Raw genomic sequence first — 19,559 nt, forward strand, 5'->3', positions numbered from 1 at the left:
CACGCCATCAGGGTGCCATGCCCGCCTCGCGGCGACCACCGCAGTCCGTCACACGGGTTCGCGGTGTAGCCGCAGCCGGCCGTCGCGGCGCGCCGCCACCAGGCGCTGACCGCGCAGTGCTGAACCGACGGCCACGCCACCCTGCCCCCGCCAATTCACCACGAGTTCGTCGACCCGCCGGATCTGACTGTCTGTGAGGTCGGTGGCCCCTCTGGCCAACAGCCATCCGCGAATCACCCTGCGCCGCAATGCATCCGGAAGACAGATCAGCCGCCTGACATCCAGCCCCTGCTCAGTCGAAAGCGCCTCGACTTCGGCGTCGGCCAGATCGTCGAGCAGGTCGCAGTCTTCGCGCAGCGCCGCCGCAGTGCGAGCCAGCGCCTCAGCGACCCCGCCGCCGAGCACCTGCTCAAGCAGCGGCAATACGTCGAGACGCAGCCGCGTGCGGGTGTAGGACCGGTCAGTGTTGTGCGGATCGTGCCACGGCCGCAGCCCGAGTTCGTCGCACGCGGTATGGGTGACAGACCGACGCAGGCCCAGCAGCGGCCGGCCCCACGGCGGTTGATACGGCCGCATGCCGGCCAGCGATCGCGCCCCCGAGCCGCGGCCGAGTCCCAGCAACACCGTCTCGGCCTGGTCGTCCAATGTGTGGCCGAGCAATACCGGCGCCCCCTGGCTGGCTTCCTGCAGAGCCGCGTAGCGCGCCGCGCGGGCCGCGCCTTCCGGTCCGCCGCGCCGTCCCACCACAACCGTCAGCACCTGCGCGTGCGCACAGCCCAACTCCAGGGCCTGAATCTTGGCCGTGTCGGCCACCGCGGCAGAGTCCTCCTGCAAACCGTGGTCGACGATCAGGGCCGTCGTGGGGCGCAGCCTCGCCGCCACGGCTGTCAGCGCCAGCGAGTCAGGTCCGCCGGAAAGACCTACGCACCAACGGGTTTCATCGAGCGGATAACGTTTCACGAAACCCACTACCGCGTTGCGCAGCGCGGCTACAGCACCCGATCGATCCATCGCTGTGGCTCGTCGATCTCGTCGGGCAGCGGCAAGGTGTCCGGTCCCGACCAGATCGCGTTGAACCGTTCCATGCCGACCCGAGACACCACCGCGTCGACGAACGCCTTACCGCGGGTGTACTGACTGATCTTCGCGTCGAAGCCCAGAAGCGCCCGGATCAGCCGCTGCAGCGGCGGCTGGCGGCGCCGGCGGCGTTCGTCGAAGCGGGACCGGATCGTCGCCACCGACGGAACCACCGCCGGACCGACCGCGTCCATCACATGGTCGGCGTGGCCTTCGAGAAGCGTGCCGAGCACCAGCAGTTGGTCCAGTGCGCGGCGCTGGGGCTCCGACTGCAACGCTCGTAGCACCCCGATGATGCCGTCGGAGTTCGGCTCGGCCGGTGTGCCGGCGCGACGGCCACGCACGTAATCGGCGAGCCGCCCCAGTAGGGCGCTCAAGTCGTCGCCGGCCTCCTCGGTGATCAGCGACAGCGCTGAGGACATGTAGTCGGCCAGCCACGGGTTTGCGGTGAACTGCACCCGATGCGTCACCTCGTGCAGGCACACCCATAGCCTGAAATCGCTTGGCACTACCCGCAATTGGCGCTCGACGGCGATGATGTTCGGGTAGATCAGCAGCAGCTTGCCGCTCTGGGCGCCGCCAGTTTCGCTTCCTCCAACAGGTTCGTCCGCAAAGGGGTCGTACTGGCCGAGAATCCCTGAGGCGACGAACGCCAGCACCGCGCCGGTCTGCGCGCCGGTGATCCGCCCACGCAACAGCCCGCTGGGCTTGTCGGTGCCGCCCGTCATCACCCGCATCGACCCCGCCGCCAGCCGGACCCAGTGCGGCCGGTCGACGATCAGCGCGTCGGGCACGTCGCCGTCGGGTGCCAAGCCGGTGACATCGCGCACCGGCACCTCGGCACGCCGCGACGACTCGGCCAGCTCGTCGACGATCTGACGCTGCGTGTAGCCGCTCGCGGGCGGGCCAGGCCGAGCCAGCCATGCCCCGGTGGTGGCCGCGAAGTCCCAGTCGACGACGCGGCCGACGGTCAACTTGTTGTCCGGCCGGGTGGACGTCACGATCCGCATCCGCAGCTGCGTAGCGTCGCCGCCACCGCGTCGATGGCAATGCGCCCGGTCGGGCCGGCGTTGTTGGACATCAACGCAAATGTCAGTACCCGGCCGCTGAGATCGGTGACGATGCCGGCGAGCGTGTTGGTTCCGGTCAGCGAACCGGTCTTGGCGCGCAGCCAGCCGGCTGCGTCGGCGGTCTGGTCGTCGATGTAGCGGTTGGACAGTGTGCCGCTGCCGCCGGCGATGGGCAGCACGTCCAGCAGCGGGCGCATGCCGGGCTGCAGGGGGCCGGCGGCAGTGCCGATCACGTCGTCGAGGGTTTTGGCGGTGAGACGGTCGTCGGCCGAGAGCCCGCTGCCGTCCATGAGCCTGGCTCCGGTCAGGTCGACACCGGCCGATGCGAGCCGGCTGGTGACGGCCTCCACCGCGCCGGCGAAGCTGGCCGGCCGACCCGTCGCGACCGCGACCTCCCGGGCGATGCACTCGGCCATCACGTTGTCGGAATGGTTCATCATCTCGTTGAGCCGGTCCATCAGAGGAGCCGACTGTACGGCGGCGATCTGCCGGGCGTCGCGCGCCGGAACCGTGGCCAACGTGACGGCCTGCGGGTCGACGTTCAGCGCGAGCGCCAGCGCCCGGCCGGCATCGAGCGCCGGGGTGAAGGACCGCACGGATTCCGGGGTCAGCGGCTGGGTGCGCCCACCGTCGACCATCACGGCCTCGATGGGAGCGACGTCGCCGCCCAGGATGTCGGCGGGGTCCCAGCCGGGAGCAAGCGAGGGCCCGCTGAACGCGCTGGTGTCTACCTGGATCGCGCTCACCTTGATCCCGCTGGCCCGCACCTGCGCGGCCAAGTCGGAGATGCGAGCAGCGTTGCGGTACAAGGTTTCCTGGCCGGGCGGTGCCGACGACAGCGTCGGGTCGCCGCCGCCGACGAGCACCACGAGGCCGGGCTCGCGGGTCTGGTCGGGTGCAACCACGGCCGTGGTTTGGCGCGCCTCGCGGTCGAGGGCCAACAACGCGGCTCCGGCGGTCAGCAGCTTGTTCGTGGAGGCCGGGATCATCGGTGTGGTCGCACTCTGCTGCCACAGCTCGGTGCCGGTCTGCGCGTCGGTGACGCGACCGGTGAACGTACCGAGGTCGGGGTTGGCCAGCGGCTGCTTCAACGCGGCAGCCAAGCCGGCCGGCGTGGGCATGGGCGCTACGTCTGACACCGGCTGCACCGCCGGGTTGGCGGTCACGGCGGGTGGGGTGGCCGCCACCGCCGTCGCGCTGCGGCTGGATCCGCCGGTGCCCAGGACCGCAGCCACGGCGACCACCACCACCACCGTCACCAGCACGGCCGCGGCAATCAGCAGATGGAGGCCCCTTCTACTACGGGACCACCGCGCCGGACGCATGTAGTGCAGAGTAGCCCTTGGCTATGGTTATCCCCCGACGTCCGAAACGAAGGGAGCCCCGCGCGTGGAATTCGATGTGACCATCGAGATCCCGAAGGGTCAGCGCAACAAATACGAGGTGGACCACGAGACAGGGCGGGTGCGCCTCGACCGCTACCTCTACACGTCGATGGCTTATCCGACGGACTACGGCTTCATCGAGGACACGCTGGGCGAGGACGGCGATCCGCTGGACGCGCTGGTGTTGCTGCCGCAGTCGGTGTTTCCCGGCGTGATCGTCGAGGCGAGGCCCGTGGGGATGTTCCGGATGACCGACGAGGCCGGCGGCGACGACAAGGTGTTGTGCGTGCCGGCCGGTGACGGCCGCTGGGACCACATCAAGGACATCGGCGACGTGCCGTCCTACGAACTCGAGGCGATCAAGCACTTCTTCGTCCACTACAAGGATCTGGAGCCGGGCAAGTACGTCAAGGCGGCCGACTGGGTGGGGCGCGAGGAAGCCGAAGCCGAAGTGCAGCGGTCGCTGGAGCGGTTCCGCACCGACGGGCACTGATCTTCCCGTTCGCCGGCGCTGCTGCAACCGCCGCGTTAAAGCGTGTTACACGCAAGTCAATTCTCGCGGTTTCTCGTGGCGAGCGGCCTTCGCCGGAGCCGATCATTGGCGGTGACAGCCGCCGGTGAAGGGATTCAAAGATGTTGTTGCATCAGGGAATCGGCCTCGAGGCGTTCAACGAACTGCCCACGCAGAAAGCCGTGCACGCGCTGTACGAGTGCTGCGGCAGCGTGGTGTTGGCGCGCGACCTCGCCGACGGTCGCCCCTACCGCAGCCGCGACGAATTGTTCCGCCGCGCCGACGCTTTGCTCTTCGCGCTCTCCGAGCAGTCGGTGGACATGATTCTGCAGGCCTATCCGCACATCGGCCGACGGCCGCGGAGCGCCAAGTCGCATGCCGAGCAGTGTTCGGTCTGGGACCCGCGGCCCGAGGTGATGGCCGCGCTCGACGATGCGGCACACCGTTACGCGGACCGGTTCGGGTTTGGCTTCGTGATGTTCGTCGACGGCACCGACGCAGAGGGCGTCCTGGCCGTGATCAACGAGCGGCTGCACCACGAGATAGAGACCGAGCGCAAAGTGGTGCGCAACGAGTTGGCCAAGATCAACCGGACCCGGTTGGAGCGCATGCTCGGCCCTGAGGGCGGCTACCAGAACTGGTGACCCCGGCTAGGCGACTTCGTCGGCCGCCTCGTCGTCGCCCTGCTCGGCGTTCACCCGGCGGGTTTTCATCAAGCTCGCGACAGTCGTGACCGTCAGGGTCACGACGATGAACCCGAGGCTGAACAACGTCGGAATCTCCGGCACGTCGAAGGGTTCGCCGTTGTTGAGGAACGGGACGGCGTTCTCGTGCAACGCATGCAGCAGCAGCTTCACGCCGATGAACGTCAGGATCACCGCAAGCCCCGCCGACAGGTACACCAGCCGGTTCAGCATGTCTCCGAGCAAGAAGTACAGCTGTCGCAGGCCCATCAACGCGAACACGTTCGCGGTGAACACCAGATACGGCTCCCGGGTCAGGCCGTAGATCGCCGGAATCGAGTCCAGCGCGAACATGATGTCGGTGGTGCCGAGCGCCACGATGACCAAGAACATCGGGGTCATCAGGCGTTTGTCGCCCTCTTTGACGTAGAGCTTCAGGCCTTCCCAGCGGTCGGTGATGCTGAAGTGCGTCTTGGCGAACCGGACGACGAAGTTGTCGGCGTCGTCGTCGCGGTCCTTGTTCTGGGCAAGGTGGAAGCCGGTGTAGATGAGGAAGGCGCCGAACAGGTAGAAGATCCACGAGAACTTTTCGATGGCGACCGCGCCGAGCGCGATGAACACGCCACGGAACACCAGCGCAAGCACGATGCCGACCAGCAGCGCTTCCTGCTGGTTCTTCTTGGGCACGTTGAAGCTGGCCATGATGAGCAAGAACAAGAACAGGTTGTCGACGGACAGGCTGTACTCGGTGAGCCACCCCGCGAAGAACTCGACCCCGAACTGGCCGCCGTGCACCGCCCAGACGAAGCCGCCGAACGCGACAGCCAGCCCGATGTAGATGGCCAGATAGATGCTGCACTCGAGCGTGCTGGGCTCGTGCGGTCGGCGCGCAACGTAGACGACGTCGAACAACAACACGGCCACCGTCACTGCCAAGGTGATGGCCCACTCGAGCTGACTGACGTTCATGGAATCCTCCGGTCGTCGCGGTCGTCGCGAATTCACCGGAGGTCTCTTCCGCCGCTGCCGCGGCCCACGGGGCCGGTCGTCCAATCATTGGTCGACGTGATGACGACACCGCGGCGAAGGAATACTCCCCTCCGAATCCAGTCTCTCATGCCGAGAAGGCTCGGCCACGGGCCGTATGGTCACTGTGGCTGAGGAGAGGGACTGACCAGCGGATGGAGCGCAGATGAGCCAGGGCCAGCTGCCGGGGGTGTTCGGTGATGTGCAGCCGCTGCTGGAGCACTACGGCTACCTGGCGCTCGGCGGGTTCGTGTTGCTCGAGGACTTCGGTGTGCCGGTGCCGGGCGAGGCCATCCTGATCGCGGCGGCCATCTTCGCCGGCAGCGGCCACATGAACATCGCGCTGGTGATCTTGGTCGCGGTGCTCGGTGCGATTGTCGGTGACAACATCGGCTTCGCGCTCGGCCACTTCGGAGGCCGGCCACTTGTCGAGCGGTTCGGCCGCTTGGTGTTCCTTACCCCTGAGCGGCTGGACCGCGCCGAAGCCTACTTCGACCGGCACGGCGGAAAGATCGTCGTCGTCGCCCGGTTCGTCGAAGGGCTGCGCCAGGTGAACGGCATCTTGGCCGGCACCGCCGGGATGCACTGGTTGAAGTTCTTGGGATTCAATGCCATTGGGGCAGTGCTGTGGGTGTGCATGTGGGCGCTGCTCGGCTTCTTCGCCGGCGAGAACATCAGCGAAATCTATGCCGGCTTCGAACGCTACAAGTGGTATGTGATCGGCGCGGTCGTGGTGGCCGTCGTCGGCTACGCCGCATTCCGTGTCCGACGACGACGGGCCGCCGCGTGACCGACGCAGGCACACCGACGGGGCCGATCACCCGGGGCAGCGTCGCGCGGGTGGGCGTGGCCACGGCGGTGACGGCGCTGTGCGGATATCTGGTGCTGTACCTGGCCGCGAGAGACCTTGACCCGTCCGGGTTTTCGGTGTTCGGGGTGTTCTGGGGTGCCTTCGGGCTTGTCACTGGCGCGGCCAACGGCTTGCTGCAGGAAGCGACACGCGAGGTGAGATCGGCCCGCTACACGGTGATGTCGCCGGGTCCGCAGACGCATCCGCTGCGCGTCGCGGCGGTGCTCGGTGTGGTGGCCGGGCTGGTGATCGCGATGACCGCGCCGCTGTGGGCCGCCCATGTGTTCGCCTCGGAACGGCTGCTCAGTGTGGTGCTGTTGAGCGTCGGTCTGGCGGGGTTCTGTCTGCACGCGACGCTGCTGGGCATGCTGGCCGGCGCTGGTCACTGGACCCAGTACGGCGCGCTGATGGTGACCGACGCATCGATGCGAGTTGTGCTGGCGGCGTTGACATTTGTCCTCAGCTGGGGACTGGTGGGCTACCTGTGGGCGACAGTATGCGGGGCGGTGGCGTGGCTGGTGATGCTGGTGGCGTCGCCGTCGACTCGTGCTGCTGGCGCGCTGGCCGCCTACGGCGACACCGCGACGTTTCTGCGCGGGGCCGCACACGCTATTGCCGCAGCCGGCGCCAGCGCCATCCTGGTCATGGGTTTTCCCGTGCTGCTGAAGGCGACATCGGAAGAGTTGGGCGCGACCGGCGGCGTGGTGATCCTTGCGGTGACGCTGACGCGGGCGCCGTTGTTGGTGCCGCTGACGGCGATGCAGGGCAATCTCATCGCTCACTTCGTCGATCGGCACACCGACCGGTTGCGCGCACTCGCCGGCCCAGCGGTGGTGGTGCTTGCGATCGGATCGGTCGGTGTGGCGGCGGCCGGGCTGGCCGGGCCGTGGCTGCTGCGCGCGGGGTTCGGCGCGGAATACGACGCCGACGGCGCTCTGCTGGCCTGGCTGACGGCGGGTGCGGTGTCGATTGCATTGCTGACGCTGACGGGCGCGGCGGCGGTGGCGGCGGCGCTTCACCGGGCGTACTCGCTGGGCTGGATCGGCGCGACGGTGGCGTCGACGCTGCTGCTGTTGCTGCCGCTGGAGCTGCAGACGCGCACGGTGGTCGCGTTGCTGTGCGGGCCGGTGGTGGGAATGGCGGTGCATCTGGCGGCGCTGCGCATGGTGCCTTCCACCGGCCCGGCACCGCTGCCGCCAACGCTCTGACGTGTATTTTGTGGGCATCGACAGTGGCTACCCGGACGTTTGGATCATCGTCCCCGCGTACAACGAAGCCGCCGTCATCGGCGAAGTGATCGCCGATGTGCGCGCGGTCTTCGACCATGTCGTCTGCGTGGACGACGGCAGCAGCGACGACACCGGCCAGCTGGCGCTGCGGGCCGGGGCCCATCTTGTGCGGCACCCGGTGAATCTCGGCCAGGGCGCGGCGATCCAGACCGGCGTCGAGTACGCGCGTCGGCAGCCCGGGGCCGAGGTGTTCGTCACGTTCGACGCCGACGGCCAGCACCGCGTCAAGGATGTGCTGCGGATGATCGACAAGCTGGCCGCCGAGAACGTCGACATCGTCATCGGCACCCGCTTCGCTGATCACGGAGTGCGCAGTGACGTGCCGTTTCTCAAGCGCGTCGTGTTACGCACCGCGGTGCGGCTGAGTCCGCGCGGCCGACGGCTCAAGCTCACCGACACCCACAACGGGCTGCGAGTCTTCAACCGGAAGGTGGCCGAAGGTTTGGACATCACCATGAGCGGCATGGGGCACGCCAGCGAGATCATGGCGCTGATCGACGAAAACCATTGGCGCGTAACCGAAGAGCCGGTCGAAATTCTGTACACCGATTATTCGAAGTCGAAGGGTCAGCCCCTGTTGAACGGCATCAACATCGTCTTCGACGGACTTCTTGGCGGAAAGAGGCGCCGATGAACTGGATTCAGGTACTGGTGATCGCGGCGGTGATCTCGCTGCTGGTGTTCTTGCTGCGCGCACGCGGGTCGGTGCAAGCGCGGGCGTGGGTGAAGGTGGGTTACGTGGCGTTCGTCGTCGCGGGCATCTATGCGGTGCTGCGGCCCAACGACACGACCGTGCTGGCGCACTGGCTTGGCGTCGGCCGCGGTACCGACTTGATGCTGTACGCGCTCGTCGTTGCCTTCGCGTTCACGTCGTTGACCACCTACCTGCACTTTCGTGACGTCGAGCTGCGCTACACGCGGCTGGCGCGGGCCATCGCGTTGTCGAGCGCACAGCGGCCGCCGGACGCGTCGTAGCTCGCGTTCAAGCGGTCGGCTGGTGGCGGAAGTACTCGACCGTGCGGCGGACACCCTCGTCGATCTTGACGGTGGGACGCCAGCCCAACACCATCTCGGCGAGCCGCACGTCTAGGCAGGACCGCTTGAGGTCGCCGAGCCGTGGCGGGGCGAATTCGGGTTCGTCGGGCGCACCGACCGCCGCCGCCACCAATGAATGCAATTGGCGGTCAGAGGTTTCCACGCCGGTGCCGATGTTGAAGCGCTGGCCACCGCCCTTGGAGCCGGACGCCTTGACGAACGCTTCCACGACGTCGTCGACGTACACGTAGTCGCGAGTGTTGGAGCCGTCGCCGAACACCCTCGTCGGCTTACCGGAGAGCAGGGCCTGGGCGAAAATCGCGACCACTCCGGCTTCGCCGTGCGGGTCTTGACGCGGCCCGTAGACGTTTGCGGGCGCGATGTGCGAGCAGTCAAGGCCGTACAGGTGGCGGAACGTGTTGAGATAGATTTCGCCGGCGACTTTGCCGGCGGCGTACGGCGAGGCCGGGTCGGTGTGGACCGACTCGTTGGTGGGGTACTTGGTGGGTGTGCCGTAGATGGAACCACCCGACGATGTGTGGACGACCTTGCGCGCCTTCGCTTTACGAGCGGCTTCGGCGAGGCGGATGGTGCCGATGACATTTACCTCGGCGTCGTGCTGAGGGTCCGCCACGGAGCGGCGGACGTCGATCTGGGCGGCCAGGTGGAACACGACCTCGGGCTGGTGGCTGGACAGCAAGCTGTCGAGGTCAGCGGTGACGATGTCGTCCTCGACGAATGTGAAGTTTGGGTTCTGTTTGGCCGACTCCAGGTTGCTGACGCGACCCGAGCTCAGATTGTCTAACCCGACGACGTCGTGTCCGTCGGCAAGTAGCCGATCGACGAGCGTCGATCCGATGAAACCGGCAGCCCCGGTGACCAGTGCGCGCACCGGTTCACCATACCGATGGCCGGTTAGGCATCTCGGACGTCTGTGCCACCGGACTCGGGGTAGACGCGAGCGATCGAGTAGGCATTCTCCTGCTCAGTGGCCTTCAGCATGTTCACAGCGGTCTCGGACTCGGCGCGCTGCTCGGGGACGGTGGCCGAGACAGCCGCGGCCCAGGCGTCGGCTTGGCGCTTCTGGGCTTCGGCGACCTTGGCGAGCGCGAGGTCGATCGGCGTGTCTCCGGAGGCCACCGGGACAGGGCCGGGTTTCGCGACACTCTTCACTGTGTCAGCGATGTGCCGGATCTCTTTGAGGGTTTCTTCGGGATCTACCTTGATGTTGCGGTTGTCCACAGCTGAGCCTCCTTGGTGACTTGCCTTGCGGCATAGACGATGTCGGCGTAGTCAGGCAATTCTTGGCGCCACAACGACAGGGCCTCGACAGCGCGGTCGATGTTGTGGTGGGCGCGGTAGAGCTCCGTCGCGCCCGATGTGGCGGAAGGTTCCGTATCGAGGTAGCCGGGCCGCATCCACAGCGACTTGCGGTCGCGCTGAACGTGATTCAGGGCGGTCCATTGCGCGTCGGTCACATCGGTGCCGCCGGCGAGGGCGCCGAAGATTTCGCGGATCACTGGGGCGACCTGGATGAACAGCGGTTCGGCGCCGGCCATCGCTACGCCGACGGCTTCGGCGGTGGCGTCCCAGGCTTGGCGACGCGCCTCATTGGTGTGGTTGGCGAGTTGCTGGTAGGCGTTCGGGTCGATGACGGCGAGGCGGTGGATACGGGATTGGTCGAGTGGCGGAACCGGCTCGTCAGGCGAGAAGGGCGATTGCGTGGAGTCGCAATCCTGGTAGTGCGGGACGCCGGCGCGTCGGGCAGGTAGAACGGTCGAGCCGCCGGGATCGGTGGTGGCGGCGAGTGCGTAGAGGTCATAGTTAGGGTCTTGCGCGAAGCGGTGCGCGGCGTAGGCGACCATCGTGGCGGACGGGTTGACCCAGCCGAACCACTTGGCTTGAAACTCTTTGTCCAGCAATGGATCTGCGAATATGTTCGTGAGTTTGCGAGGCAGGTACACGCCAGGCGGGATGTAGCCGGCGCCGTCGTTGCTGGTGACGAACGTTTCAGTTCCGGACCCGGTCTTGAAGACGGCGACGCACCAGTGCACGCCGGGGTGCAGGCGTGAAGCGTGAAGCAGTTCGTAGGCCTGGCGGACGGCTTGGTCGAGCAACGGGTCCTTGGTCTGGGAGCTGACGATCGCCGCGCCGCTGCCGGTAGCTGCGACGCCGGAAGTGGCGAGCACACCAGGCGATACCGGTCCGGCGCTCGACGAACTCGAGGCGGCCGCGGTCGCCGTGCCGGGCGGCAAGGGGGTGCCGGGGCCGGAAGTCGTGATCGTCGGTGCAGAGGGTGGCGGAGGCGGAGGTGGAGGCGGCGGCGTGGGTGAGCGCGGGACGTCGGAGCCGTAGGGGGTCAGGCTGGCGGGCGGAATCGGAGGCGGGGCGATGAAAGGTGCTGCTTGGGCGGCAGAGGCTTGCGGGGGTGCTGGCGCGACTGGTTGCACTGGTGCGGCTGGTGCGGCGGCCGGGGCGGCCGAGCTCGACGGCGGTGCGGTTGCCGCGGCGGCGTCGGTGACGACGGGCGGTGGGGTGGGTTGGTGAAGCATCGGCTGCGCCGGTGGGACTGGCGGTGTGGCATTGCTGTTGAGGGCCTGGCTTAGGCCACGTGACAAGTCAGAGGTGGGGGCGGTTGGTTGGGGATTCCCGGATATGGGAGCCGGCCCCGCGGAAGTGCCCGCAGCCGGAGTTGGAACAGTTCCGGTCGAGGGCGCTGGTGGCGATGCACCCAACAGCGGTCCCGAGACTTGGCTCACGAAAGGTGATGCGCTCGAAGAAGGTGTTCCGGTAGAAGCCGTCGATCTGGATTGGCCCGGAGAACTACTTGGTGACCAGACCCCCCTCGGGGCCATGCCGGTCAGTTGCTCGGGAGTATCACGCCGATCACCGCTCTTTCCCTGATTGCCCGGAGCTCCGTTGCCGGCAAGGCTTTCGTCTGGATTTCGGGGATTGTGCGGTGAATTCGCTGGTTTGCTAGCTTCTCCCTGGGATCCGGCGGCAGCCGACATCTGTCCTTCGCCTTCACGCGGATCGCCAATTACGGGCCGCTCGTATTCCCCTATTCCTGACGTCGCCGGTGCCTGCCGTATCCCCGAAGAAACAGCCGAATACCGGCGGGGCCCCGTCGCCCCGGTATTGCGATGTTTTTCACCGGTACCGACAGGTTGTTCACCGTAAGATTCCATCTGCGGTGGATGCTCGGATGGCGATAGATCCGTTTGAGACTCAATCTGTAGAGCTGCAGCATTTGACGAATTGCGGGCATCGGTCTTGGCGTTTTCTAGAGCCTTATCGATAGCTTCGTCTCGCAATTCATGCAAGCGTTTGACGATCTCATCGTGCTTTGAGCCAGGAGGAACTGCTGCCTCTAGGGCGGCCGTGAAGCGACGGATCTCTTCAATTTGAGAATGAGCTTTTGCATCAACCGTATCTAACGATCTCTTCAACGTGCTTAGGGCATCACCACAGCACTTCGTGCGTATCGAACTAGCTTCGTAGTACGAGGCGCAGTCCCTTAGCAGATCGCTGGTCCTAAGGTACGTCACATGCATAGCTTCCGCCCACTGACCGTCATTGTGTTCGATCAATGTCCTGGCATGACGCTCGACATCATCAGCGGATCGTCCGACTCGTGTAGCAAAAGTCGATTGACGGTCCGCAACGTCGTACCAATCTGCCGCCTTGGCATGCGGCCAATATTGACCCACAATCGTTCGCGAATACTCGCGCGACGGCATATCGCTTGGAAATTGATTGGAGAGAAAGACAGTATTTGCTGCTACCAAGGAACACCTAACTTTTCACACCTAAATTGTGGACCACTGTAGTCACTGGACGACAGTCGAAAAGTCCACACGCCGACCTCGTCACTAACGGTGTCGCGTTCGACATACAAAACCATGTCGTCTATGAAGCGCTGCACCGTGCGCGTTAAATACCGAGGTGGTTCGGAGTACTTGTTCAACTCGGTTTGCATCCGTCGTGCCCATTGTTCAGTAAAGGTGCGAAAATCGGGAAGCGCAGCAGCCTGCTCCGGCGAGCCTCGTTGATGCTGGCCAAATGACCTAGTTCGGTCATCACCCTCTCTCATCAGTGGGCCGATCGCCTGACACAGCGCACGATCAGCGTCGTCAACGAAGACTTGCTGGGCAGGCGCCGCTGACGCTGGCGGCGGAGGGGGCGGCGACGACGATGCCTCCGGTTTCCGAACTACGGATACCACCAGCGCTGCGCCTGATAGCAGTACGGCGATTACCCCTAAGACGAGGCCGAGACGAGAAGTGCGCCTAAGAGGCGGCGGGTATGGACCCGGTGGCGGAATAGATGGCGCGCTGTGGGTACTAGCGTGCGGAGGCATCTGGTAAGGCCCGTAGCCCGCGCCCGGCGGATTCTGCTGCATTCCGTTAGCTTAAGCGGCGCCCTTGGCCGCCCGTGTCACCAAACGAACCAGAGACTGGCGGCAGGAGGCTCGTACAGTCGAGGAGACTTACTTGCCCGGCGATGGAAGGACCCACAGCAGTCCGTCCGCATCCCCGGGTTGCCGTCGTCGCCGAGCTTCTGATCGCGTCGCAACTCGCCGTGCCATGCCCGCTTTCGGCGGCTATTTCACCAGCATACGGTCCAGCCGCTCAGGAGCTATCACCAAACGGCCTTCACGACCAAGTGATACCTAATTCACTGCAAGTACCAAGTGGACCTCCGGCGTCGATTGACGCCTGAGTCCAGGTGGGCTCATCAAAAGGGTCGACATGACCTGGCTGCACTAGCTTCACATACAGCAGCTTGTCATCGATATAGGCCTGAAGCGTTCGCGTCAGATACCTTGGTGGATTCGCATGTGAATTGAGCACTACTTGCGTTCGCTTCGTCCAATCTTCAATGAATGCGCGATAGCCTGCAATTGCGGAGCCCTGCTCTGGCGAGCCAGGCGCCAGTTTGGCGAACGCTCGGTTCTGGTCCCCAACTTCTCTCATCAGTGGCTGAATCGCTTGGCACAGTGCTCGGTCGGCGTCCGCAACGAAGAGCTGCTGAGCAGGCGCCGCTGGTGGCGGCGGCGCAGGTGGGGGCGACGATGAAACTTCCGGTTTGCGTACGAGCGATACCACTAACGCCGCAGCGGCCAGTGCTACAGCGATTGCACCCAAGACAACGCCTAGCCAAGAAGTGCGCCTCGGCGGCGGTGAGTAAGGCGCAGCAGACATAGGCGCTGACGCCGTGACATACCGACCAAACTGCTGCGACATCTGGTGCGGCCCATAGCCCATTTCCGGTGAGTTTCCATGCATTTCGCTAGCTTAAGCGGCCCACATGCGGCGCCGTACTACCAAACAATCCCGGCGACTTCCCACTCGTCCAGTCGAAGAAATCTGCATGTCCCGCGATTGAAGGACCTACCGCCCTGGCGGTCACGTACAACATTTAGGAACATTTAGGAGCGCACCGGATCGGCCATAGCCAACGTCATAGACAACTACTGCTTCGCTAGGAGGCATCACCGTCAACGCGCCACCGAGAGCTCTCAACCGAGATACCAGCACCCAACGCAGATTCTTGGCCGACCTCAACATCCCCGATCCGGGGCACTAAGCCGAAGGTCCTAACTCGGGTGAGAAGACGGTTTAGCCGGTCGAGAGCTGCTACTAACGGCCTTCATTACCAAGTAATACCTAGCCGTCTACACGTACCTAGCGGACCACCGCCGTCGATCGATGCTTGATTCCAAGTGATCTGATCACCCGGATCAACCCTTCCAGGCTCGGCGAGCTCTACGTACAGCAATTTGTCATCGATATACGCCTGCAGGGTTCTCGTTAAATACCGCGGCGGATTCGCATTCGAGTTAAGGGCTTCCTCAACCCGATCAGCCCACTTTTCGATGAACGACTTATACCCGGGAATCGCAACTCCCTGTTCTGGAGAGCCGGGGGAAAGTTTTGCAAAGGAGTTATTCTGTTCTCCTATTTCTCTCATCAGTGGCTGAATCGCTTGGCACAGCGCTCGGTCGGCGTCCGCAACGAAGACTTGCTGGGCAGGCGCCGCTGGTGGCGGCGGCGCGGGTGGCGGCGACGATGAAACCTCCGGTTTGCGTACGAGCGATACCACTAACGCCGCAGCGGCCAGTGCTACAGCGATTACACCCAAGACAACGCCCAGCCAAGAAGTGCGCCTCGGCGGCGGTGAATAAGGCGCTGCAGCAGACATAGGCGCTGACGGCGTGACATGCCCACCAAACTGCTGCGACATCTGGTGCGGCCCATAACCCATTCCCGGTGAGTTTCCATGCATTTCGCTAGCTTAAGCGGCCCGCACGACCAAACAACCCCGGCGACTTCCGACTCGTCCAGTCGAGGAAGTCTGATTGCACGGCGACGATCACGGCTCAGCTCACCGTCCGGGCCGTCCTGCCTTCCCGCGGCTCCTCCCACACCCGTGGGGCATGGCCTCAGGCGCGGTGGCAGTACAAAGTGTGTAGACATCGAGGTCAACCAACCATCCTGGCGCAGCCTCTTGCCCTTGGTCGAGGGAGGGGAGCCGATTCATGACACGTTCTACGTCGTCGGCTGCAGCACTGGATGCGCGCCCCTTTCGAACGATTGTGATTCCGACACTTCTGACCAGTACTGCAATTGATTCACGCCAAAGTTCGGCGAAGGACCTGCCGAAAGTAGTCGCTGGACTTGGGTGCGTCAGGTTTAACAATCATCTCCAAGTTATTCCCAAATTCCTGCAAGTCCCGAGCGGACCACCGATATCGATTGACGATTGGGCCCACGTATCTCTATCGAACGCATCAACATATCCGGGTTGTACCATTTCCACATACAGGAGTTTGTCATCGATAAATGCTTGTAGCGTCCTCGTGAGATATCTCGGTGGTTCGGCATGCGCATTGAGTAGACCTTGGATCTGCTTGGCCCAATTCTCAATATAATTCTTGTATTGAGGTATGGCGGCACCCTGCTCTGGCGAGCCTGGCGCCAATCTAGCGAATTGCCTATTCTGCTCAATCACACCATTCATCAACGGAGTTATCGCCTGACACAGCGCACGATCAGCGTCGTCAACGAAGACTTGCTGTGCAGGCACCGCTGGCGGCGCCGGCGCAGGCGACGGCGCCGACGACGCCTCCGGTTTACGAACCAGGGAGATCACTAGCGCTGTGCCCGATTAGGAGTGCGCGATGACCGCTAAGACGAGGCTGAGACGAGAAGTGCGTTTCGGAGGCGGCGGGTATGGACCTGGTGGCGAAATATTTGGCGCGGTGTCACCTCCAGCTTGCGGAGGTATCTGATACGGCCCGTAGCCTGCTCCCGGCGGATTCTCCTGCATTTCGTCAGCCTAAGCGGCCCCCTTGCCCTCCCGTATCACCAAACGAGACCCGTGGCACCAGGCTCGTACAGTCGAGGAAGTCCGCATGCCCCGGCGATGAAAGGACCCATGGCAGCCCCCACGGCCCGCATTCCCTGGGTCGCCGTTGTCGCCGGGCTCCTGATCACGGGCCAGCTCATCGTCCGGGCCGTTCTCGCTTTCCGCGGCTACTTCTACTGGGACGACCTCATCCTCATCGGGCGCGCGGGCACGCAGAACATCCTCTCGCCGTCCTACCTGTTCGACGACCACGACGGCCACGTCATGCCTGCGGCGTTCCTCCTCGCCGGCGTCATTACTCGCCTGGCCCCACTTAACTGGACCGGCCCGGCGATCAGCCTCTTCGTGCTGCAACTGCTCGCTTCCCTTGCCCTGCTACGCGCCCTTCACGTCACCCTCGGGTGGCGCCCCGTGCTACTCGTTCCGCTCACGTTCGCGCTGTTCTGCCCTCTCGCCGTCCCGGGCTTCGCGTGGTGGGCCGCCGCGCTCAACTCCCTCCCGATGCTTGCGGCCATGGCATGGGTGTGCGCAGACGCCATCCTCCTCGTCCGGACCGGCAATCAGCGCTACGCCGTCACCGCGCTGCTCGCCTACTTCGGCGGCCTGCTTTTCTTCGAGAAGGCGGCTGTCATACCGTTCGTCGCCTTCACGGTCACTGCCCTCCTGGTGCATGTCACCGGCGGCCGAACGCCCGTCCGCACCGTGTGGCAAAGGGGCAAACGCTTGTGGATCGGCAGTCTCGCGCTGACCGCTGCGTGGGTAATGCTCTACCTCGTCGTCGTAGACCAACAGCGCTGGAGTTCCGACTTACGTATGACGTGGGATCTGCTGCGCCGCTCCATCACTCACGGGATCGTGCCGGGCCTGGTCGGCGGCCCGTGGTCGTGGGCACGCTGGGCACCGGCCTCGCCATGGGCCACACCGTCGACAATCGTCATGGCGATCGGCTGGCTAGCGCTTGCCGCGGTCCTCGCAATCTCGCTGATCCGCAAGCAACGCATAGTCGCCGTCTGGATCGTCGTCGCCGGGTACGCCGTTGCCTGCCAAGTCCCGATCTACCTCATGCGGTCATCCCGTTTCACCGCTCTCGAACTCGCCCAAACACTACGGTATTTCCCCGATCTCGTCGTCGTGATCGTGCTTTGCGCAGCCGTCGCTTTCTGTGCGCCCAACCGCGCGACGTCGACCTGGCTCGACGTATCCCGCACGCGCACAACAGCGGTCGCGGGCATCGGTGCCGCGTTCGTCGGCTCCAGCCTCTACTCCACCGCCACCTTCATGACCAGCTGGCGCGACAACCCCGTCCAGCCCTATATCGAGAACGCGAAAAGCACTCTGGCACAAGCATCTGACGCGCCACTGCTCGACCAGGAAGTCGACCCGTTCATCCTCCAGCGGGTGGCATGGCCGGAAAACCTGGCCAGCCACATGTTCGCACTCCTGAAGCAGCGCCCTGAATTCTCCTCGAGCACAAGTCAATTGAGGATGCTCGACCGGACCGGACGCCTCGTCGGCGCCCGAGTGACCTGGGTGCGGATCATCACCCCCGGCCCAGTCCCGCAGTGCGGATATTTCGCGCAGACCGACGCGCCGGTTCGGATGGCTCTCGACGGTCCACTGCTGCCGGAAAACTGGACAGTCGAGATCAACTACCTCGCCAACACTGAAGGCTCGATGACGATGTCGCTGTCCGAAGGACCGCAAACAAAGGTGCCAATTCATCCAGGTCTCAACCGAGTGTTCGTCCGCCTTCCCGGCGCCGGAGACGCGATCAATGTGCGTATCAACACCGCCGCGACGTCGATGTGCATTTCCTCAGGGCCGGTGGGATTCGTCGCACCTTCGTGAGGGGCTGAGCGGGCGCTGACGTACGGAGTTACCGGCGTGTCGCCGCACAGACACGCACGCTCGCCCAAACAAGTGGAGCCACCTAGGAGAATCGAACTCCTGACCTGCTCATTACGAGTGAGCCGCTCTGCCGACTGAGCTAAGGTGGCGTGCCTTACGGGCGGCCCGAGTCTACGGCAGCGGCCGCGACCGGCCCAAGTCAGTCGCGCAGCGCCTGCCCCAGCGCAGCGACCATCCCGTCAACCGCGAACTTCGGCTTGACGTTGGTGGCCAACGCCTCCCGACACGCCAGCACCGCTTCGATGCACACCAGCAGCCGCTCCGGAGCCGCATGGTCGGCCAACGCTCGCACCCGCTCGGCCATGTCGGGGTGATTCGCCCGCACCTGCGCAGCGCCGCTTGCCACCAACAGCGCATCCCGGAAGTAGTTCGCGAGGTCGATCAATGCGCGGTCCAGGGCGTCACGGGAGGCGCGGGTCTGCCGAGACTTCTGCCGCCGCTCCAAATCTCTGATGGCGCCCGTGGCGCCCCGCAGCGTCGCGGCCGTTCCCTTGCCGGTCCCCCCTGCGCCGAGCGCTGTTCGAAGCTCTTCGGCCTCGGTCTCGTCGCGCTCGGCGGTCAGTGCGCGCGCCTCGGCCTCGGCCGTCGCAACCAGCTCCTCAGCCGCCGCAAAGGCCCGCGACGGCTTCACCGCATCGCGCACCAGCCCCAATGCCCGTTCCCGCCGCTCACGTGCCGCCGGATCCGTCGCCAACCGCCGCGCGCGGCCCACGTGACCGCCGCTCACCGAAGCCGCCCACCGCGCCTCTTCGACGGGCAGCCCGTCGGTGTCGACGAGCACCTGTGCGATCGCGTCGACGCTCGGGGTCAGCAGCGCCACATGCCGGCAGCGCGACCGCAGCGTGATCGCGATGTCCTCCGGATCGACCGACGGCGCGCAAAGCAGAAAGACGGTCGACGGCGGCGGCTCCTCGACCACCTTCAGCAGCGCGTTGGCCGCTCCTTCGGTGAGCCGGTCGGCGTCTTCGATCACGACCACCTGCCAGCGCCCGGTGCTCGGCCGCCGGGAGGCGATCTGCACGATCGAGCGCATCTCGTCGACGCCGATGGAAAGCCCTTCCGGCACGATCCGGCGGACGTCGGCGTGCGTGCCGGCCATGGTGGTGACACAGGCCTTGCACTGGCCGCACCCGGGTTCACCGTCCGCGGTGCACTGCAGCGCGGCAGCAAAGCACAGCGCCGCGATTGACCGGCCCGAACCCGGTGGCCCGGTGATCAGCCACGCGTGTGTCATGGTCCCGGTGCTCGACGCGCTGTGAGCCGAATCACCGCGTGCCGCGCGCGCGGCGGCGATCAGCTCGGCCTCGACGGGCCCCTGACCCACCAACCGCGAAAAAACGCCGCTCATCACCGC

Annotated in this window: 16 protein-coding genes and 1 tRNA gene; 8 read left to right on the top strand and 9 right to left on the bottom strand. The window is 65.2% G+C overall.

Annotated elements, in window-relative coordinates:
• Nucleotides 1-48: 48 nt before the first annotated feature.
• The 3 genes from tilS to dacB are packed head-to-tail and all read right to left on the bottom strand — an operon-like array spanning nt 49 to nt 3,472.
• Nucleotides 49-1,011 (bottom strand): tRNA lysidine(34) synthetase TilS, encoded by a 963-nt coding sequence (gene tilS / locus AC5Y4C_RS12255; protein ID WP_499961476.1) that lies wholly within the window; start codon nt 1,009-1,011, stop codon nt 49-51.
• Nucleotides 990-2,087: a zinc-dependent metalloprotease gene (locus AC5Y4C_RS12260; protein ID WP_499961474.1), complete on the bottom strand. Its 1,098-nt coding sequence runs from the start codon at nt 2,085-2,087 to the stop codon at nt 990-992. The genes tilS and AC5Y4C_RS12260 overlap by 22 nt, the downstream gene beginning before the upstream one ends.
• Nucleotides 2,075-3,472: a D-alanyl-D-alanine carboxypeptidase/D-alanyl-D-alanine endopeptidase gene (dacB, locus tag AC5Y4C_RS12265; RefSeq protein ID WP_499961473.1), complete on the bottom strand. Its 1,398-nt coding sequence runs from the start codon at nt 3,470-3,472 to the stop codon at nt 2,075-2,077. The genes AC5Y4C_RS12260 and dacB overlap by 13 nt, the downstream gene beginning before the upstream one ends.
• Nucleotides 3,473-3,536: 64 nt before the next feature.
• On the opposite strand from dacB, the gene AC5Y4C_RS12270 reads away from it, so the two are divergent.
• Both AC5Y4C_RS12270 and AC5Y4C_RS12275 read left to right on the top strand, forming a co-directional pair.
• The gene (locus AC5Y4C_RS12270; protein WP_499907262.1) at nt 3,537-4,025 is read left to right on the top strand and encodes an inorganic diphosphatase; all 489 of its coding nucleotides are present in this window, start codon (nt 3,537-3,539) and stop codon (nt 4,023-4,025) included.
• A 140-nt stretch (nt 4,026-4,165) separates the two neighbouring features.
• Nucleotides 4,166-4,687 (top strand): 2-oxo-4-hydroxy-4-carboxy-5-ureidoimidazoline decarboxylase, encoded by a 522-nt coding sequence (locus tag AC5Y4C_RS12275; protein ID WP_499907264.1) that lies wholly within the window; start codon nt 4,166-4,168, stop codon nt 4,685-4,687.
• A gap of 6 nt (nt 4,688-4,693) precedes the next feature.
• On the opposite strand, the gene AC5Y4C_RS12280 is transcribed toward AC5Y4C_RS12275, so the two are convergent.
• Nucleotides 4,694-5,695, bottom strand: a complete 1,002-nt coding sequence (locus AC5Y4C_RS12280) for a TerC family protein (RefSeq protein ID WP_499907266.1) — start codon at nt 5,693-5,695, stop codon at nt 4,694-4,696.
• Nucleotides 5,696-5,918: 223 nt separating this feature from the next.
• Here AC5Y4C_RS12280 and AC5Y4C_RS12285 point away from each other — a divergent pair, with 223 nt between their 5' ends.
• The 4 genes from AC5Y4C_RS12285 to AC5Y4C_RS12300 are packed head-to-tail and all read left to right on the top strand — an operon-like array spanning nt 5,919 to nt 8,866.
• Complete coding sequence (locus AC5Y4C_RS12285) at nt 5,919-6,542, top strand: DedA family protein (RefSeq protein WP_499961472.1); 624 nt, start codon at nt 5,919-5,921, stop codon at nt 6,540-6,542.
• Nucleotides 6,539-7,810 carry an MATE family efflux transporter gene (locus AC5Y4C_RS12290; protein ID WP_499961471.1) on the top strand — a complete coding sequence of 424 codons (1,272 nt, stop codon included), beginning with the start codon at nt 6,539-6,541 and terminating at the stop codon, nt 7,808-7,810. Before AC5Y4C_RS12285 ends, AC5Y4C_RS12290 begins: the two co-directional genes overlap by 4 nt.
• A 10-nt stretch (nt 7,811-7,820) precedes the next feature.
• The gene (gene ppgS, locus AC5Y4C_RS12295) at nt 7,821-8,525 is read left to right on the top strand and encodes a polyprenyl-phospho-N-acetylgalactosaminyl synthase PpgS (RefSeq protein ID WP_499961469.1); all 705 of its coding nucleotides are present in this window, start codon (nt 7,821-7,823) and stop codon (nt 8,523-8,525) included.
• Nucleotides 8,522-8,866 (top strand): DUF2304 domain-containing protein, encoded by a 345-nt coding sequence (locus tag AC5Y4C_RS12300; RefSeq protein ID WP_499907276.1) that lies wholly within the window; start codon nt 8,522-8,524, stop codon nt 8,864-8,866. Before ppgS ends, AC5Y4C_RS12300 begins: the two co-directional genes overlap by 4 nt.
• Nucleotides 8,867-8,873: 7 nt before the next feature.
• Here the strand turns inward: AC5Y4C_RS12300 and AC5Y4C_RS12305 are convergent, their stop codons facing one another.
• From AC5Y4C_RS12305 to AC5Y4C_RS12315, 3 genes are read right to left on the bottom strand one after another with little or no spacing between them, the layout of a single operon-like run.
• A complete protein-coding gene (locus AC5Y4C_RS12305; RefSeq protein ID WP_499961468.1) occupies nt 8,874-9,818 on the bottom strand; it encodes a GDP-mannose 4,6-dehydratase in 945 nt (314 codons plus the stop codon).
• Nucleotides 9,819-9,841: 23 nt separating this feature from the next.
• Complete coding sequence (locus AC5Y4C_RS12310) at nt 9,842-10,168, bottom strand: hypothetical protein (protein ID WP_499961466.1); 327 nt, start codon at nt 10,166-10,168, stop codon at nt 9,842-9,844.
• Complete coding sequence (locus AC5Y4C_RS12315) at nt 10,144-11,115, bottom strand: EspK C-terminal domain-containing protein (protein WP_499961465.1); 972 nt, start codon at nt 11,113-11,115, stop codon at nt 10,144-10,146. Before AC5Y4C_RS12315 ends, AC5Y4C_RS12310 begins: the two co-directional genes overlap by 25 nt.
• On the opposite strand from AC5Y4C_RS12315, the gene AC5Y4C_RS12320 reads away from it, so the two are divergent.
• Both AC5Y4C_RS12320 and AC5Y4C_RS12325 read left to right on the top strand, forming a co-directional pair.
• A complete protein-coding gene (locus AC5Y4C_RS12320) occupies nt 11,105-11,281 on the top strand; it encodes a hypothetical protein (protein WP_499961463.1) in 177 nt (58 codons plus the stop codon). The two genes, AC5Y4C_RS12315 and AC5Y4C_RS12320, sit on opposite strands and share 11 nt — an antisense overlap.
• A gap of 5,085 nt (nt 11,282-16,366) precedes the next feature.
• Nucleotides 16,367-18,145: a hypothetical protein gene (locus AC5Y4C_RS12325; RefSeq protein ID WP_499961462.1), complete on the top strand. Its 1,779-nt coding sequence runs from the start codon at nt 16,367-16,369 to the stop codon at nt 18,143-18,145.
• A gap of 73 nt (nt 18,146-18,218) precedes the next feature.
• Here AC5Y4C_RS12325 and AC5Y4C_RS12330 read toward each other — a convergent pair.
• Together AC5Y4C_RS12330 and AC5Y4C_RS12335 are read right to left on the bottom strand one after the other, a co-directional pair.
• A tRNA-Thr gene (locus AC5Y4C_RS12330) sits at nt 18,219-18,294 on the bottom strand.
• A gap of 50 nt (nt 18,295-18,344) precedes the next feature.
• Nucleotides 18,345-19,553 (bottom strand): DNA polymerase III subunit delta', encoded by a 1,209-nt coding sequence (locus AC5Y4C_RS12335; RefSeq protein ID WP_499961460.1) that lies wholly within the window; start codon nt 19,551-19,553, stop codon nt 18,345-18,347.
• Between the last annotated feature and the right edge of the window lie 6 nt (nt 19,554-19,559).

This window comes from Mycobacterium sp. NGS35 (assembly GCF_059812855.1).